The sequence below is a fragment of the Paenibacillus sp. JT31N17 genome (assembly GCF_056269255.1).
The window spans coordinates 190,367-206,587 of record NZ_JBWDNP010000004.1; the positions used below are offsets into that span (position 1 = coordinate 190,367).

The 16,221-nt window shown below is 54.0% G+C and carries 15 protein-coding genes; 13 read left to right on the forward strand and 2 right to left on the reverse strand.

The window, feature by feature from the left end; translation table 11 throughout:
- Positions 1-9: 9 nt before the first annotated feature.
- From AC0YOB_RS16405 to infC, 11 genes are all read left to right on the forward strand, one after another.
- Positions 10-1,668 carry a peptide ABC transporter substrate-binding protein gene (locus AC0YOB_RS16405; protein WP_475793691.1) on the forward strand — a complete coding sequence of 553 codons (1,659 nt, stop codon included), beginning with the start codon at positions 10-12 and terminating at the stop codon, positions 1,666-1,668.
- Positions 1,669-1,744: 76 nt separating this feature from the next.
- Positions 1,745-2,680 (forward strand): ABC transporter permease, encoded by a 936-nt coding sequence (locus AC0YOB_RS16410; protein ID WP_475793692.1) that lies wholly within the window; start codon positions 1,745-1,747, stop codon positions 2,678-2,680.
- A 7-nt stretch (positions 2,681-2,687) separates the two neighbouring features.
- On the forward strand, positions 2,688-3,605 hold the full coding sequence (locus tag AC0YOB_RS16415; protein ID WP_210044956.1) for an ABC transporter permease: 918 nt from the start codon (positions 2,688-2,690) through the stop codon (positions 3,603-3,605).
- 20 nt (positions 3,606-3,625) lie between these two features.
- Positions 3,626-4,636 carry an ABC transporter ATP-binding protein gene (locus AC0YOB_RS16420; RefSeq protein WP_210044955.1) on the forward strand — a complete coding sequence of 337 codons (1,011 nt, stop codon included), beginning with the start codon at positions 3,626-3,628 and terminating at the stop codon, positions 4,634-4,636.
- The gene (locus tag AC0YOB_RS16425; RefSeq protein WP_475793693.1) at positions 4,636-5,661 is read left to right on the forward strand and encodes an ABC transporter ATP-binding protein; all 1,026 of its coding nucleotides are present in this window, start codon (positions 4,636-4,638) and stop codon (positions 5,659-5,661) included. Before AC0YOB_RS16420 ends, AC0YOB_RS16425 begins: the two co-directional genes overlap by 1 nt.
- Positions 5,651-7,132 (forward strand): dipeptidase PepV, encoded by a 1,482-nt coding sequence (gene pepV / locus AC0YOB_RS16430; protein ID WP_475793694.1) that lies wholly within the window; start codon positions 5,651-5,653, stop codon positions 7,130-7,132. Before AC0YOB_RS16425 ends, pepV begins: the two co-directional genes overlap by 11 nt.
- A gap of 386 nt (positions 7,133-7,518) precedes the next feature.
- On the forward strand, positions 7,519-7,887 hold the full coding sequence (locus AC0YOB_RS16435; RefSeq protein WP_475793695.1) for a GntR family transcriptional regulator: 369 nt from the start codon (positions 7,519-7,521) through the stop codon (positions 7,885-7,887).
- The gene (locus AC0YOB_RS16440; protein WP_475771278.1) at positions 7,887-8,780 is read left to right on the forward strand and encodes an ABC transporter ATP-binding protein; all 894 of its coding nucleotides are present in this window, start codon (positions 7,887-7,889) and stop codon (positions 8,778-8,780) included. The genes AC0YOB_RS16435 and AC0YOB_RS16440 overlap by 1 nt, the downstream gene beginning before the upstream one ends.
- On the forward strand, positions 8,780-9,460 hold the full coding sequence (locus AC0YOB_RS16445) for a hypothetical protein (RefSeq protein ID WP_475793696.1): 681 nt from the start codon (positions 8,780-8,782) through the stop codon (positions 9,458-9,460). The genes AC0YOB_RS16440 and AC0YOB_RS16445 overlap by 1 nt, the downstream gene beginning before the upstream one ends.
- 194 nt (positions 9,461-9,654) lie before the next feature.
- Entirely contained in the window at positions 9,655-10,719 is a 1,065-nt protein-coding gene (locus tag AC0YOB_RS16450) for a metallophosphoesterase (protein ID WP_475793697.1), read from the forward strand.
- A gap of 96 nt (positions 10,720-10,815) precedes the next feature.
- Positions 10,816-11,301 carry a translation initiation factor IF-3 gene (gene infC / locus AC0YOB_RS16455; protein WP_475787525.1) on the forward strand — a complete coding sequence of 162 codons (486 nt, stop codon included), beginning with the start codon at positions 10,816-10,818 and terminating at the stop codon, positions 11,299-11,301.
- Positions 11,302-11,585: 284 nt separating this feature from the next.
- Here the strand turns inward: infC and AC0YOB_RS16460 are convergent, their stop codons facing one another.
- Together AC0YOB_RS16460 and AC0YOB_RS16465 are read right to left on the reverse strand one after the other, a co-directional pair.
- Positions 11,586-11,801 (reverse strand): hypothetical protein, encoded by a 216-nt coding sequence (locus AC0YOB_RS16460; protein WP_475793698.1) that lies wholly within the window; start codon positions 11,799-11,801, stop codon positions 11,586-11,588.
- A 78-nt stretch (positions 11,802-11,879) separates the two neighbouring features.
- Positions 11,880-12,593, reverse strand: a complete 714-nt coding sequence (locus AC0YOB_RS16465) for a FadR/GntR family transcriptional regulator (RefSeq protein ID WP_475793699.1) — start codon at positions 12,591-12,593, stop codon at positions 11,880-11,882.
- A gap of 238 nt (positions 12,594-12,831) precedes the next feature.
- Between AC0YOB_RS16465 and AC0YOB_RS16470 the strand changes: the two genes are divergently transcribed.
- Together AC0YOB_RS16470 and AC0YOB_RS16475 are read left to right on the forward strand one after the other, a co-directional pair.
- On the forward strand, positions 12,832-14,247 hold the full coding sequence (locus tag AC0YOB_RS16470) for an FAD-linked oxidase C-terminal domain-containing protein (protein WP_475793700.1): 1,416 nt from the start codon (positions 12,832-12,834) through the stop codon (positions 14,245-14,247).
- Positions 14,240-15,595 carry a (Fe-S)-binding protein gene (locus AC0YOB_RS16475; protein ID WP_475793701.1) on the forward strand — a complete coding sequence of 452 codons (1,356 nt, stop codon included), beginning with the start codon at positions 14,240-14,242 and terminating at the stop codon, positions 15,593-15,595. Before AC0YOB_RS16470 ends, AC0YOB_RS16475 begins: the two co-directional genes overlap by 8 nt.
- The last annotated feature ends 626 nt before the right edge of the window (positions 15,596-16,221 follow it).

Sequence of the window (16,221 nt, forward strand, 5' to 3'; positions counted from 1 at the left end):
GTGAACAGAATGAAGAAGAACAAATGGTTAGCTTCGCTCAGCTTTATATTGATTCTTACTGTTGTTTTGACAGGCTGCAATTTCTCGGGAGGCAATACGAATTCGCCGTCCACAGGAACGGATACGAATGATACGAACGCTGCGCCGCCTGCCACGGCACAAACCTTGAATGTGTATGTCGAGAACGAAATGAAGGATTTGAACCAGCTGTCCGCTTCCGACGATATTTCCTGGACGATTCTGAACAATGTCGGAGAAGGCCTGTACCGTCTGGATAAAGATAATAATCCGGTAGAGGCGCTGGCTCAAGGAGTCAGCATCTCTGACGACAAGCTGACTTACACGTTCACGCTCCGGGACGGTCTCAAATGGAGCAACGGCACGCCGATTACGGCGGCTGACTTCAAATATGCATGGCTCGCTGAAATGAACGCCGAAACCTCCAAGAACGGCTATGCTTTTATCATGACTGATTACATCACCGGCGGCGAAGAATACGCAAGCGGCAAGGGCAGCGCCGATCAAGTGGGCATTCAGGCCAAAGACGACAAAACCCTGGTCGTTCAGCTGAAAAAACCGACTCCTTATTTCCTTCGCTTGACGACAATGTCGGTCTTCTTCCCGCTGAATGAAGAATTCGTGAAGTCCAAAGGCGCAGGCTACGGATTGGATCCGCAAAGCGTGCTGTACCAAGGACCATTCATTCTGACGAAATTCGATCCGGCTTCCGGAGCGACGCTTGAGAAAAACAAAGATTATTGGGATGCGGCAAATGTCCATCTGGATAGTGTGAATGTCCGCGTGATTAAAGAACAAAGCACGGCGCTCAACGCATACAAAGCCGGAGATCTGGACCGTGTCCTGCTCAGCGCTACCGATGTGGACAGCAACAAGGATAATGCGGAGTTCTCCCAATTGATTAATTTCCGGACAACCTATCTGCAGTTCAACCTGAAGGCGGACGGCGTGTCCAATGTGAATATCCGCAAAGCGCTGGAGCTTGCTTACGATACAAGCTCGCTGGCTGATAATGTCCTGAAGAACGGCGCTAAAGGCGCAGTCGGCATGGTTCCCGAGATGATGAGCGGCGATGGCGAGAAAACCTTCCGCGAGCTTCAAGGCGATCTGTTCAAGGTGGACGCCGCGCAAGCGAAAACCTACTGGGAGCAAGGCGTGAAGGAATTGGGTAAAACGCCGAAGCTTACGCTGCTTGTAGCGGATGATTCGGAGACCAGAGACGTCGCTACGTTCCTGCAAAGCGAATTCAAAACGAACCTCGGCATCGATGTTGCCATCGATACCAAAACCGTAAAAGCGCGCAATGAACTGATGGACAACAGCAATTATCAATTCGGGATTACCGCCTGGGGCGCCGATTACGATGATGCAATGACCTACCTGGATCTGTGGAGCAATCATTCGCCGTACCGCGGCAACTACGAGAGCAAGCAGTATGACGAGTTGATTGCCTCCGCCAAAAATGAAACGGATGATAAAAAACGTACCGATCTTCTGCTTCAAGCCGAGAAGCTGCTGGTCCAAACCGATGTGGTTACGGCTCCGATCTATCACAGAGGGGTAGCGCAGCTGATTAAACCCAATGTGGAGGGCTTGATTTACCACCCATATGCCAACCCGGTTGAATTCAAATATGTAACGAAAAAATAAGGATTGCGCAAAGGATTATGAGGGAAGGGGAGGAGATTCTCTCCTTCCCCATTATTCGGTGCAAAGGGGTGAACAAATGAAGCGGTATCTCGTTGTCAGGATTATTTATTTGATTCTGACTTTATTTATCATTCTGACGGCTACCTTCTTCCTCATGAAGCAGCTGCCGGGAACGCCGTTCGATGAGGAAAAGCTGGCCAAGCTTCCTGTCGAGCAGCGTGAGATCATTTATGAGCGGTATGGCCTGAATGATCCGGTCATGGTGCAGTATGTGAAATATGTGGGCAATGTCGCCAAAGGCGATCTGGGCACCTCTTTCTTCTATACGGGGCAGCCGGTCAAAGACATTATCTTCAACCGCATCGGCCCGTCCGCGTTAATTGGACTGCAGGCGATTGTACTGGGGCTTGCGCTGGGTCTGATACTTGGGATGATTGCAGCCTATCGCCATAATACGATATGGGATTACTTCACGACCGTTGTCGCTGTGCTTGGGGTATCGATTCCCAACTTCGTGCTCGCTGCGCTGCTTCAATATTATGCAGGCCTCAAATGGGGGCTGTTTCCCGTCGCCTTCTGGGAAAGCTATTCAAGCTCCGTGCTTCCTTCGCTCGCCCTGTCCGTCGGGGTCATCGCGGTCATTGCCCGGTTCGTCCGGACGGAGATGATCGAGGTGCTGCAGCAGGATTATATTACGACAGCCCGGGCCAAAGGGCTTGGCCGGATGACGGTGCTGTTCCGCCACGCGATGCGCAATTCGCTTATTCCCGTTATTACCGTTCTGGGACCGATCGTCGTCGGTTTATTGACCGGCTCTCTTGTCATTGAGAACATCTTCGGAATTCCCGGCATCGGCAGCTTGTTCGTCGATTCCATCAAGATGAACGACTATTCGACGATTATGGGGATTACCATTTTTTATAGCGCCTTTTATGTACTTGTCATGCTGATTGTAGACGTGCTCTACAGTCTGATCGATCCGCGCATCCGTCTTGCGGGAGGAAAGGAGTGAGTGAAGCTTGCAGCACAATATAGACAGCTTGTTTGTTCCCGCCAAGGCGAAGGCGGAGGATCAGGAGAAGATTTCCCGCCCGCCGTTATCGGCCTTCCAGGACAGCTGGATACGCCTGAAGCAGAACAAAGCAGCCATGATCAGCCTGTTCATTCTTGCCATACTGGTCATTCTGGCGATTATTGGACCATGGTTGACCTCTTACAGCTATTTTGCGACGGACTACTCCGTTGCCTTCCAGAAGCCCAATGCCGAACACTGGTTCGGCACGGATAAATTCGGCCGCGACCAATGGGCGAGAGTCTGGTACGGAACCCGGATATCGCTGCTTATCGCCGTACTCGCAGCCGCGCTGGATTTGATCGTAGGTGTGGCCTACGGCGCCATCTCCGCTATTGCCGGCGGCAAAGTAGACAACGTCATGCAGCGTATCGTTGAAATTCTTATTGGCGTCCCAAGCCTCATCATCATCATTTTGCTGCTCATGATCATGAAAGCGGATATATTTACCATTATGATTGCGATGTCCATTACAGGCTGGGTGAACATGGCCCGTCTGGTGCGCGCGCAGGTGCTGAAGCTGAAGTCGCAGGAATTCGTGCTGGCTGCAAGAACGCTCGGCACATCGGGGACGCGGATCGTGTTCAAGCACATGATCCCCAACACGATCGGGATCGTCGTCATCAATACGATGTTCACCATCCCGACCGCGATCTTCACGGAGGCGTTCCTGAGCTTCATTGGACTTGGGCTTCAGGCGCCGAAAGCATCGCTTGGCGTCCTCATTCAAGACGGCTTCCAAATGATTAACTCGCACTATTACTTGCTGATGATGCCTGTCGTTGTTATTGTGGCGTTGATGGTAACATTTAATATTCTGGGAGACGGCCTGCGCGATGCGCTTGATCCAAGAATGAGAAAATAAAGGCGGAGAGGAGGAATACCATGGGTGCATTGCTGCAGGTTAAGGATTTGGAAGTCAGCTTCTATACCTATATCGGTGAAGTTCATGCCGTCAGGGGAGTCGACTTCTCTCTGGAGAAGGGTGAAACGCTGGCAATTGTCGGAGAGTCCGGCTCGGGCAAATCGGTGACCTCGAAAAGCATCATGGGGCTGCTGGCCCGCTCCGCCCGCATCAAGCAGGGGGAAATCCGGTTCGAAGACAAGGATTTGGCTTCCCTGCCGGAGAGACAAATGCAGGAGATCCGCGGTTCGGAGATCTCGATGATCTTCCAGGACCCGATGACTTCGCTCAATCCGACGCTAACCATCGGCAAACAGATCCTGGAAGTGATTCAGAAGCACCGGAAGCTCGGCAAGAGCGATGCGGTCCAAAGAGTCATGGAGCTGCTTGCCCTGGTCGGAATTCCGAATCCGGATAAGCGGATGAAGCAGTACCCGCATCAACTATCCGGCGGGATGAGACAGCGCGTCGTGATCGCCATGGCGCTTGCCTGCGATCCGAAGGTGCTGATCGCAGATGAGCCGACCACGGCGCTTGACGTTACGATTCAGGCTCAGATTCTGGATTTGATGCGCAGGCTGCAGAGGGAAACAGGAACTTCGATCATTCTGATTACGCATGATCTGGGTGTCGTCGCGAATATGGCGGATCGGGTCGCGATTATGTATGGGGGAAAGATTGTCGAGACCGGAACGGTAGACGAAGTGTTCTACGAGTCCCGTCATCCTTATACATGGGGGCTTCTGGCATCCATGCCAAAGCTTCATGAAAAATCGGACGAGCTGATATCTATCCCGGGTACGCCTCCGGATATGATGCATCCGCCTGTGGGATGCCCGTTCGCCGCGCGCTGCGCACATGCGATGGAGGTTTGCTTTGCCCATATGCCGGAGCAGACGGAGCATTCCCCCACGCACCGGGCGGCATGCTGGCTGCAGGACCCGCGCGCGCCGAAGGTTGCCCGTCCGGCAAGTGCAGGAGGTGAGCAATAATGCCGAAGGATAAAGAAGTTCTGGTTGAAGTGGATCATTTGAAAAAATATTTTCACGTGGGCGGCGGTCAAACGCTGAAGGCGGTTGAAGACGTCACTTTTGACATATACAAGGGGGAGACCCTAGGACTGGTCGGAGAATCAGGCTGCGGGAAGTCCACGCTTGGACGGACGCTGATCCGCCTGTATGAAGCGACGGGAGGCTCCGTCAAGTTCGCGGGGGAGCCGGTCCACGGCAAGAAATCGAAGGCTGAATTGAAGAAGCTGAGCCGCAGCGTCCAGATGATTTTCCAGGATCCCTATGCATCCCTGAATCCGAGGATGTCGGTAGAGGATCTGATCGCCGAAGGCATGGATGCGCACGGATTGGCGAAGAACCGCACGGAGCGTCATAATAGGGTTATCGAGCTTCTGGAGCTGGTCGGACTGAACAAGGATCATGCCAAACGCTTCCCGCACGAGTTCTCGGGCGGACAGCGGCAGCGGATCGGCATTGCCCGCGCGCTTGCGGTAGATCCGGAGTTTATTATAGCTGATGAGCCCATCTCGGCGCTGGATGTGTCCATCCAGGCGCAGGTTGTTAACCTGCTGCGCAAGCTGCAGCGCGAGCTGGGTCTGACTTATTTGTTCATCGCGCATGACCTGTCGATGGTCAAGCATATCAGCGATCGCATCGGCGTTATGTATCTGGGCAATATGGTGGAGCTGGCGGACAGCGATGAAATATTCGAAGAGCCGCTGCATCCTTATACACGGGCGCTATTGTCCGCGATTCCCGTGCCCGACCCTCATCTGGAACGAAGCCGTGAAGAACGGGTTCTGCTGCAGGGTGATTTGCCAAGCCCCATCGATCCGCCGAGCGGGTGCCGGTTCCGCACGAGATGTCCGTTCGCTACGGAAGAGTGCGCGAAGACGGTGCCGCAGTGGCGGGAGGCGCGTCCAAACCATTGGGTAGCCTGCCATTTGTATGGAGATGGAGAGACGGCACAGAACCGCCTGAAGCAGGAGGCAAGCGATGGACAATAATTCCGGCATCGATTGGATGGATGAAGTGATGCGGAGCAAAGATCGGCTGCTGGCCGATCTTGCTGCTTTATTGCGCTACGAAAGCGTGAAGGATCCGGGTTCGAGCGCTGTGGGACAGCCCATGGGGAAAGGGATCTCCGAGGCGCTGCAGTTTATGCTGGATTTATCCGCGAGGGAAGGATTCCACACCCGCAATCTGGAAGGTTACGCCGGTTATGCGGAGTACGGGCCTTCCGCTCCCGGAGCTAAGGATTATATTGCCGTGCTGAGCCATCTTGATGTTGTTCCGGCGACGGGTGCATGGACAACTCCTCCCTTCGAGCCGTCCATCCGGGACGGCCGGATTTTCGCCAGAGGCGCAATTGATGATAAGGGGCCGGCGATGGCCGCTTTCTACGCGCTTGTCATTGTAAAGCGCCTGGGATTGCCGCTGAAGCATAATGTCCGTCTGATTTTCGGAACCGACGAGGAGCATGCCAGCTCCTGCATGCAGCGTTATCGGGAGCTGGAACCGCCGCCGCTGTGCGGATTTACGCCGGACGCCGAATTCCCGATCGTCAATGCGGAGAAGGGGCAGATCAACACCAGGCTGATTTTGCAGAGATCGGAACGAACGCCGGGTGCCGGTGAGCATTCAGAGCCGGAGGCAGGGTTGTTCGAGCTGGTACGTTTCGATGCGGGCGGCATCGCCAATATGGTGCCAGAAGCTGCCCAAGCCACCGTGGGGGGGCAGAGACAAGAATTGGCAGCGATGGCGGCAGCTTATGAGGTTTACTGCTCCAATGAGGGGCTGACCGGCAGAACTGAAAGCGGCGGCGGGGAGATGGTTTTCTCGATGGCCGGGAAATCCGCTCACGGCATGGAGCCCCAGAAGGGCGTCAATGCGGGCCTTGAGCTGCTGCATTTTCTGCGGGGATACCATTATCAGCCGGATGCGGAGTCGTTCGTCGCCTGTATGGACGATTCGATGTACCGCGACAGCTTCGGGCGTAAATTCGGAGTGGAGATGCAGGATGCAATCACGGGATCTCTGACGATTAATACGGGCATTCTGACATTTGATCCGGAGGGCGAATCCTTCTTCCATTTGAACCTGCGGTATCCCGCTTGCGGGGAAGATGCCTGGATTCTTCGGCAAATCGCGGAAAAGGCAGGCCGCTACGGGTTTATTGTCGATCAGCCAATTCTGAAGAAACCGCATGCGGTACCAGCTGATCATCCCATGATCCCGATTTTGCAGCGGGTATATCAGGAAGCTTCCGGTCTGGAGCCGGAGCTGCTATCCACCGGGGGCGGAACCTACGGCTCCCAGATTCCGAACGGCGTCGCCTTCGGCCCGCTGTTTCCCGGAAGAGCCTACATGGCGCATCAGCCGGACGAGTATATGGAGATTGAGGATTTGCTGCGGGCGACAGCCATTTATGCCCGGGCGATTTATGAATTGGCCAATATGGAGACAATCCGCGGCTGAACGGAAAATAACAAATGCATCGGAGAAGCGCGCATGGCGCAGTCCGGTCAAGATCGGCAAGCGGAGATGCCTCGACGCGTGAGGAAAAGACGGGAAGATATCTGAACATGATATCTTCCCGTCTTTTTTTGTTGTCATATGTCCAATCATAAGTTGAGGAGAAAATCCTGATATTCTTTACTTGCAGAGGATGGCGAGCTAATCGCTGTCCTCTCTTTTTATGCCCTGTATCCGCTGTGAAGCCATGCCTGGCAGGGGAGATTATTTTATAGCACCCGTGTGAAAGACCGGAATAAGCCTATTTTTTGAAAATCTGTTGACAGCAACATCTTTCAGTTATATAGTTAGTTACATGAGTAGTTAACCAGTTTGGTGGTGATAAAGAAATGGCATTTTTGATTGATGACAGCCGGCCGATATTTGTTCAGATCGCAGAACGGATTGAAGATGACATTATTGAGGGCGTACTGCCCGAGGAATCGCAGGTTCTTTCGACGAACCAGTTTGCCGCCTTTTACCAGATAAATCCGGCAACAGCGGCGAAAGGTGTGAATATGCTTGTTGACGATGGGATTTTGTATAAGAAGCGGGGGATTGGCATGTTTGTGGCAGAGGGCGCTCGTGGGAAAGTGATTGAGAAGCGGAAGGAACAATTTTTCGAAGAGTTTGTGGTCACGATGGTCCGGGAAGCGAAGAAGCTTGGCATCACGGCCGAACAGTTAACGGACATGATCCGGAAAGGGGACAATGCATGATGGGTAAAGTAGTCGAGTTGAACCGGTTGGTGAAGGCTTATGGAGATATGAAGGCAGTCAATAATGTCAGCTTCTCCATGGACGAAGAGAAAATCTACGGACTCCTGGGCAGGAACGGGGCCGGGAAGACGACGATCATGCATATGATCACCGCCCAGCTGTTCGCCACAAGCGGGGAGCTTAAAGTATTCGGGGAAGATCCTTACGAGAATAACCGCGTCCTCAGCCAAATTTGTTTTATCAAGGAAAGCCAGAAATATCCCGATGTTTACCGTATTATCGATGTGCTGAATATATCTGCGTCCTTCTTTCCCAACTGGGATCACAACTATGCGCTTTCACTTGCTGAGGAGTTTCGGCTTCCGCTGAAACGGAGAATGAAGAAGCTTTCCAGAGGGATGCTCTCCTCCGTCGGCATTATTGTCGGTCTTGCAAGCCGTGCGCCGCTCACGATATTCGATGAGCCTTACCTGGGCCTGGATGCGGTGGCCCGCAGCCTGTTTTACGACCGGCTGCTTGAAGATTATTCGCTGCATCCCCGGACGGTCATTCTGTCCACGCATCTCATCGATGAAGTAAGCCGCATTCTGGAGCATGTGATGGTGATCGATAACGGGAACCTGATTATTGATGAGGATGCCGAGGCGCTGCGCGGCCGGGCGTTCACCTTGGCCGGGCCGAAAGCTGCTGTTGAATCCTTCACGGCCGGCAAGGAAGTCATCCATCGGGAGCCTTTCGGCAATCTGGTCACAGCAACCGTAATGGGCCATTGGGATTCCGGGGAACGCAGGCAGGCACAAGCATTGGGACTTGAGCTTGCTCCCGTATCTCTCCAGCAGCTGATTATCTATCTGACGAATGGCAAAACGCAAAGAAAGGCGGTCGAAGTCTGATGAACCGAGTCGCAAGCGTTGTGAAAATGCACAGCAGGGATAAATGGTCGTGGTTTATCGTCCCTTGGCTGGTCATGCTTTCCAGCTTCGTAGTCAATCTGGGTATCAGTATTTTTATTGAAGAACCTCTCAAGACCGGTGGGCTTGCCTCCATTTACATTTATATGTTTGTAGCCGGTATTATTACGCTGGCACAGACATTTCCGTTCGCGCTTGGCATGAGTGTAAGCCGAACGGATTACTTTCTGGGAACCTCGGCCATGATCCTTCTGTCTAGCATCGGATCCGCTATTATGCTGTTTCTTCTTGGTCTTGTGGAAGGATGGACGGACGACTGGGGGAGCGATCTGAATTTCTTCCATCTGCCGTATATCACCGATGGTCCGCTCATTAATCAATTAACGGTGCCGCTTGTCATCTTGTTGTTCATGCACTATCTGGGGATCGTGATCGCTGCGGTACACAAGCGTACCGGGAAAAACGGCATGTTTATCGTTTCAGGCATCGTGCTGGTGGCGGGTACCGTGCTGGGATTTCTGGCCAATTATCTGAACTGGTATCCTGCCATCTTTGAGTGGATGGGGAACCAGACCGCTGTCGACTATATCCTGTGGATGCTTCCTTTCATCGTTATATTCGCGGCTGTGTCCTATCTGCTCCTGCGCAAAGCGACGATATAATCTCCTGGTTTCCTGGAGCCGTCGTTTATAAAATGACTGCCATATGTGATTGCCGTCCGGTAGCTGCCGGACGGTATTTTTGTGCCCGCAGAACAATACGCTCCGGAAGAATAGGACAGCTGGACAGTAATAGTTTCCGGGAGGATGGATAAAGCTAAACCATATACCCCTTTACTAAGGAGGGTTTATCGTTTATGCGGTTAATAACAGCACAGAGACGGTTTTCGGCATTATTGATCTGCTGTATGCTGGCCGGGCTTTTGACGCACGCCGTCTATGCGGAGGCAGGCGGAGGACTTGCGGGCCATAGTGTCGGCTGGCCATCCCATTTTCACTTTTATGCCCGAAATTCTTCTTCAATGTCACGGGAAGCCGTGGAACAGAAGCCTTACGATTTCTCTTTTGTATGGATGTCCGACACCCAGTATTATTCCGAGAGCTATCCATACATCTACAAAGGTATCGTCAACTGGATCGTGAGTCACCGGCAGGACATGAAGATCAAATATGTGATTCATACCGGCGACATCGTCGACGATGCCGGCAAAAAGAAACAATGGGCCGAAGCCGACAAGAACATGAGAGTCCTGGAGAAATCAGGCATTCCGTACGGCATACTGGCCGGTAATCATGATGTGTCGCAGCGCAAGGGCGATTACCGGCAGTACCAGAGATATTTTGGCGAACGCCGGTTCAAGAAGCAGCCTGCCTTCAGCGGCTCCTACCAGAATAACCGCGGCCATTATGATCTGGTTTCTGCAGGCGGCGTCGATTTTATTCTGGTTTACATGGGGTGGGGGATCGGGGAGCCGGAGATCGTCTGGATGGATGACGTAATCAAGCGGTATCCGGGACGCAAGGCCATACTCAATCTTCATGAATATCTGCAGATCTCCGGAAGCCGATCACCGCTTGCGGATGAAGTGTATGAGCGGGTTGTAAAGCCGAACAAGAATGTATTTGCCGTATTATCCGGTCACTATCACGCTGCGAAACAGCTGATTAATGCCATTGACGATAACGGGGATGGCGTGCCTGACCGGAAGGTATATCAGATATTGGCGGATTACCAGAATGCCCTGAAAGGGGGACTCGGCTATATCCGGCTGCTCCAGTTCAGCGTGAAAACCAATAAAATCTACGTCAAAACATACTCGCCTTATCTGGATGATTATAATTTCTACGATCCGGTGGACCATCCGGGCAAGGATGAATTCGCGCTGGATGCGGATTTAACCCCAATGGGGAAGGGGAGCTGAGTGTATTCAAGACCGCCGTAATCATTTGCGGGCCGCTTCCGATCCATTCTATAATAGTCATAAGGATGCTGAAATGGAGAAGGAGCGACCGGGTACATGATTGTGAATGAGAAAATCAAAGCGGCTGAGGTTCAGCTCACCGGCTTAAAGGGCGAGGATCTGGGAGTTGTGCCGACGAGCGAAGCGCTGGCCATGGCCAGGAAGCTGAAGGTGGATCTGGTATGCACCTCACTGATGAGCAGTCCGCCGCCCTGCAAGCTGATGAGCCGGGGATTGGCCAAGCAGGCAGCCGCTGCGGACAAGCGTGAGTCCACCAGAAAAGATCAGCCGGCGAAGCTGAAGGAGATCCGTCTGACGGCGGCCATCGAGGACCATGATTACGATACCAAGCTGCGCCAGAGCGAAAAGCTGCTCTCGTCGGGGAACGCTGTGCAGCTGGTTATCCGCCTGAAAGGGAAGGAAGGCCCCAAGGCCAAGGAGCTGCTCGAGCGGATGCTGAAGGATCTGGCTGCCTCCGGCAAGAAGGATACAGGTATTCAGGTCAGCGGCAAGCAGGCGGCAGTCCGCGTCAATCCGCTTTAAGAAGCGGGTGAGCGGTGAAATCAAGAGATTGGGCAATATTGGTCTGAAAATAAAACAAACAGCTTCAACCGTCGAGGTTGGAGCTGTTTGTGTTCGAGAAGCATTTACTCTATACGACCGTTGCTGCATGGGGTGCCGCCGGAGGACGGCCGCTGCTCCTTGTTAAAATATAAGAACAGGCGAGGCATCCGCTATACGCTGCTTATATTTTTGGAGGGAAGAAATCTGGCGGCGTCCCCAAAGGTCGCCGCTTCTTCTGTGGAATGCGGAGTGGCTGCCTCTGTTTATTCCTGCCGGTCCCGCTCGTCTTTCTCCACCCGGGGCTTTCCCTCAAAGCTGTGCTGAATGTTATCGACGATTTCCCCGACGGCATCGCTTATCATATCGGTAACTGCGATGTCCTCGCGATCCCTCGGCGTGTTGATGCCTGCCTCTGTATTGGAGGTTGCATTATAATAGTCAGGATTGGTAATTTCATGCTCCGGTTTCTTCTTGTTCATGGGGTTCGCCACCTTGTCTGTATGTGATGGTAATAACTTACCCCAAAAAAAGCGGCAGCAATCTTGGCCTTGGTATACTCAGGACCGATTGGTCTTCTCATACAGCACCCGTTCCACCTTGGCGATATGAGATTCCATCAGCTGCGCGGCGAGGCGCTCATCCTGGTTGGCAATCGCTTCATAGATGCCGGTATGCTCGGTAAGCAGCCGCTCCGCAGAGCGAAGCTCGGCATAAAACCATAAAGCGCGCGTATCCTTCATGCTGTCATGCAGCTTCTCCGATAAGGAGCGGACGAGGTCGGTCAGGACCGGATTTTGCGCAGCCTCGGCAATTTGGAGATGAAACCGGACATCGGCCTGCTCGCCGGCCTGTTCATCGGACAAGTGCTCTCTCATGTCCTCAAGCGTTTCCCGCAAAAGCTGCAGATGGTCCTCCGAGCGGTGCTTGGCGGCGAGTGCGGCGCAGCCGGATTCCAGCACCTTGCGCACCTCAAGGATATGGCGCAAAGATTCCGCGCGGGACATCCATTCGGCAGCGTTATCCGGAGGCGGTGCCGGCTCAGGAGCCTCGGCCCTGATATAGGTGCCGCCGCCTTGGCGGATATCCAGCATGCCCACAGCCTTCAGCGCGCTGAGCGCCTCACGGATGGTAGAGCGGCCGACGCCAAACAACGCAGCAAGCTCCACAACGGAAGGCAGCTTGTCGCCTTGCTTCCACTCTCCGGCGGCGATTTGCGCTTTCAGATCATTCATGACCCATTCGCTGCTTTTCAGCGGTCTTGTATTTGTCACCTGTATGTAGTCCTTCCCGTTGCTTCTTAAATAATAAGCAGGCGTGATCCGCGCTTTGACCCTTCAAGTGTCGTTCAATTCTCCTGAAGAGGGACACACGAGTCCTCCGAAACCTGTGCTTACAAATTATTGTACCCGTTTTTGATCCGGTATGGTATACTTTCGAGTAATAAAGTCATCAGATGACCTGATCAATTATTTTAATGCTGTTAAATGATTTTTGGGAGGTTGTGGTTAAATGCTAGCTGAAGCAGTCAAGAAGGAGCTGCAGGCCATCATGGGCGACCAGTGGGTAAGGGACGACAAGGAAGCGCTCGTCACCCATTCGTACGATGGCACCCCGATGCTGCAATCGCTTCCGGATGGCGTGATTTATCCGGCCAGCACCGAGCATGTTTCGGAGACGCTCAAGGTGCTGAGCCACCACCGTATTCCGGTGATCAGCCGCGGCTCGGGCACTAATCTGTGCGGCGGCACCGTGCCGGTGAATGGCGGGGTTGTGATGGTCATGCACCGGATGAACAAGATTCTGGAGGTTGACCTGCAGAATCTCACGGCGACTGTGCAGCCGGGACTGAATACGAAGCAGTTCAGCACGCATATCGAGGGGCTGGGGCTGTTTTATCCGCCGGACCCAAGCAGTATGGCAATCTCTACTATCGGCGGCAATATAGCCGAGAATTCCGGGGGACTCCGCGGTCTGAAATACGGCACCACCAAGGATTATGTGCTGGGGCTGGAAGCGGTTCTGCCGAGCGGCGAAATCATCCGCACCGGCGGCAAGCTGATGAAGGATGTGGCGGGCTATGATCTGACGAAGCTGCTCGTCGGCTCTGAAGGCACGCTCGCCGTCATTACGGAGGCGACGCTCAAGCTGATTCCGCCTCCCAAGTACAAGAAAACAATGCTGGCGATGTTCAAGGATATATACGGCGCGGCGCGGACCGTGTCCAGCATCATCGAGAACCGGATCATACCGGCGACCCTGGAGATTCTTGACCGCCCGACGATCCGCGTGGTGGACGATTTCGCCAAGCTGGGTCTGCCGCTGGATATGGAGGCGATTCTGCTGATCGAGCAGGATGGCGACGAAGAGACCGTCGAGCGGGATATTCAGCGGATATCCGAGATTTGCCGCGCCGAGAATGCGGACCGGACGGAAATCGCAGCGAATGAGGAGCATGCGCTGAAGCTGCTGACAGCCAGAAGGAGCGCCTTCACCGCCCTTGCCCGTCTTCGCCCGACGACCATTCTGGAGGACGCTACTGTGCCGCGTTCCAGGATCGCCGATATGGTGCTGGAAATTAACAGGATTGCCGAGAAGCATAAGGTTCAGATCTGCACATTTGGCCACGCAGGCGACGGCAATTTGCACCCTACGGCGACGACGGACGCGCGCGATCAGGATGAGATCCACCGCGTGGAAGCGGCCTTCGAGGATATCTTCGAAGCGGCGATCCGCCTCGGCGGCACCATAACCGGGGAGCATGGTGTAGGACTGGTCAAGGCGCCGTTCCTGGAGTGGAAGGTCGGTTCCGTGGGGATGACCGTCATGAGCGGCATCAAGCAGGTTTTCGATCCGGATGGACTGTTGAATCCGGGCAAAATGTTCGCCAAAGCGGCGCGTAAACGGGTGGTGATCGAGCATGGCTAAGCAGCTGTCGGAACCGGGAATGACAGTTTCCCTTGTAGAATCCCTGCAGAAGAAGCTGGATTACGATGAATTGATGAATTGCATGCGCTGCGGCTTCTGTCTTCCTGCCTGTCCCACTTTCAGGGAGACGGGGCTTGAAGCGGAATCGCCGCGCGGCCGGATTGCTCTGATGAAGGCCGTAGTGGACGGCGTCATGGAGCCCGATTATGCTTTTGAAACCCAAATGGATCACTGTCTGGGCTGCCGCGCCTGCGAGCCGGCTTGTCCGGCCGGCGTAAAATACGGGCAGCTGATCGAGCAGACACGCGATGCCGTGGAGGACCATACGGTCCGTCACCGCTGGTGGGTCAAGTCGGCGCGCAAGCTGGCATTCGAAGGCTTGTTCCCGCATCCCCGCCGGATGCGGCTGCTTGGCGGCGCACTGAAGGTCTATCAGAAGTCAGGCCTGCAGAAGCTGACGCGCAGCACCGGAGTGATGAACATGTTCCCCGACCATATGAAGAATATGGAGAACATATTGCCTGAAGCCTCAAGCGCCGGAGTCGTCAAGGAAATTGGCGTCCGCCACCCGGCCAAGGGCGAGCGGATCGCAACCGTCGGACTCTTCCGGGGCTGCATCATGGACGTCATGTTCACCAAGACGAATGTGAACACAGTACGGCTTCTGACGGAGGCGGGATTCGAGGTTGTCATTCCCGACGAGCAGACCTGCTGCGGGGCGCTCCATGCCCACAGCGGCGAGGCTGACGGCGCGCAGAGGCTGGCGATGACCAATATCCGCGTATTCCGCGAGGCGGGCGTGGAGTGGATTGTGTCCAACGCCGGAGGCTGCGGGGCGCTGCTCTGCGAGTACGACCATCTGCTGCATCATGACCCGCAGTGGAAGGAGGATGCGGCCTGGTTCGCATCGCACTCGGTGGATGTCGCGCGCCTCATTGTCGAGCACGGCCGATTGCCGAAGTTCGAGCTGAAAGAGGATGAGTCTGCCCGCATCACCTATCAGGACTCCTGCCACATGCGCAATGTCATGAAATCCTCCGACGCCCCGCGCAAGCTGATCCGCAGCGTGGATGGCGCGCAGTTTGTGGAAATGGTGGAGTCGGACCGCTGCTGCGGCTCGGCGGGCATTTACAATTTGACGCAGCCGGATATGGCCAATCAAATTCTGGACCATAAAATGGAGCATGCGAAGAATACAAGCGCCGGCTACATGATCACGAGCAATCCCGGCTGCCTCCTGCAGATGAAGCTGGGTATCAGCAAAAGTGGATTGGACAAGGAAATGCAGGCCGTCCATTTGGTTGATTTCCTGTACGAGAACATGACGCCGGGCGGGAACAAGGGGTAACCGGTTCATGCATGGCTGCTGTTCGATGCAGGCTATAAAGCTAGTGAAAGCGGCGTTCCGACCCGGGAAACTGCGAATGCTCCCTATTTTTCGCTTCAAGGGCAGCACCAAGAGCCTCCAGCTTCATCGTATAGATGGGTTGGAGGTTCTTTTTTGATTTTTCGCATCATAGATGGTCTATATTCAAGGTTGATATTGATTTGCATAAATTCATGAGTTAACTCTCCTGAGAGAAATCCAGCATTCATTGCTCCAATGAGGAAAATCCGGCATTCATTGCTCCAATGAGGAAAATCCGGCTTACAGCGGTTCAATGAGGGAAATTGATGTCTCTAAGCCGGAAAAACCTGCTTGGAGACAGCAGAAGGGCATAGTGGGCTAGCCGGCATATGCTGTAAAGAGGAAAAACCGGCTTGCAGCGGATTGACGAGGGAAATTGTGTCTCTAAGCCGGTAAACCTGCTTGGAGGCAGCAGGAGGGCATAGAAAGAACAGACCTCCTCAAATGCACAGCTACGCCAACTATGAGCAAGCACCGGTGTGCCGGCAAGGTATGCCGCAAGCAGCAGCAGACTGCCGCAAGTTCCTTACTTCACTGCGGCAGAAGACTACATAATCAGCCGATCT

Excerpts from the sequence above, each read along its gene's own strand:
- AC0YOB_RS16440 (WP_475771278.1), top strand. The coding sequence starts at position 7,887 with ATGGGTAAAGTAGTCGAGTTGAACCGGTTGGTGAAGGCTTATGGAGAT.
- AC0YOB_RS16405 (WP_475793691.1), top strand. The coding sequence starts at position 10 with ATGAAGAAGAACAAATGGTTAGCTTCGCTCAGCTTTATATTGATTCTT.
- AC0YOB_RS16420 (WP_210044955.1), top strand. The coding sequence starts at position 3,626 with ATGGGTGCATTGCTGCAGGTTAAGGATTTGGAAGTCAGCTTCTATACC.
- AC0YOB_RS16435 (WP_475793695.1), top strand. The coding sequence starts at position 7,519 with ATGGCATTTTTGATTGATGACAGCCGGCCGATATTTGTTCAGATCGCA.
- AC0YOB_RS16460 (WP_475793698.1), bottom strand. The coding sequence starts at position 11,801 with ATGAACAAGAAGAAACCGGAGCATGAAATTACCAATCCTGACTATTAT.
- pepV (WP_475793694.1), top strand. The coding sequence starts at position 5,651 with ATGGACAATAATTCCGGCATCGATTGGATGGATGAAGTGATGCGGAGC.
- AC0YOB_RS16470 (WP_475793700.1), top strand. The coding sequence starts at position 12,832 with ATGCTAGCTGAAGCAGTCAAGAAGGAGCTGCAGGCCATCATGGGCGAC.
- AC0YOB_RS16450 (WP_475793697.1), top strand. The coding sequence starts at position 9,655 with ATGCGGTTAATAACAGCACAGAGACGGTTTTCGGCATTATTGATCTGC.
- infC (WP_475787525.1), top strand. The coding sequence starts at position 10,816 with ATGATTGTGAATGAGAAAATCAAAGCGGCTGAGGTTCAGCTCACCGGC.
- AC0YOB_RS16475 (WP_475793701.1), top strand. The coding sequence starts at position 14,240 with ATGGCTAAGCAGCTGTCGGAACCGGGAATGACAGTTTCCCTTGTAGAA.
- AC0YOB_RS16410 (WP_475793692.1), top strand. The coding sequence starts at position 1,745 with ATGAAGCGGTATCTCGTTGTCAGGATTATTTATTTGATTCTGACTTTA.
- AC0YOB_RS16445 (WP_475793696.1), top strand. The coding sequence starts at position 8,780 with ATGAACCGAGTCGCAAGCGTTGTGAAAATGCACAGCAGGGATAAATGG.
- AC0YOB_RS16425 (WP_475793693.1), top strand. The coding sequence starts at position 4,636 with ATGCCGAAGGATAAAGAAGTTCTGGTTGAAGTGGATCATTTGAAAAAA.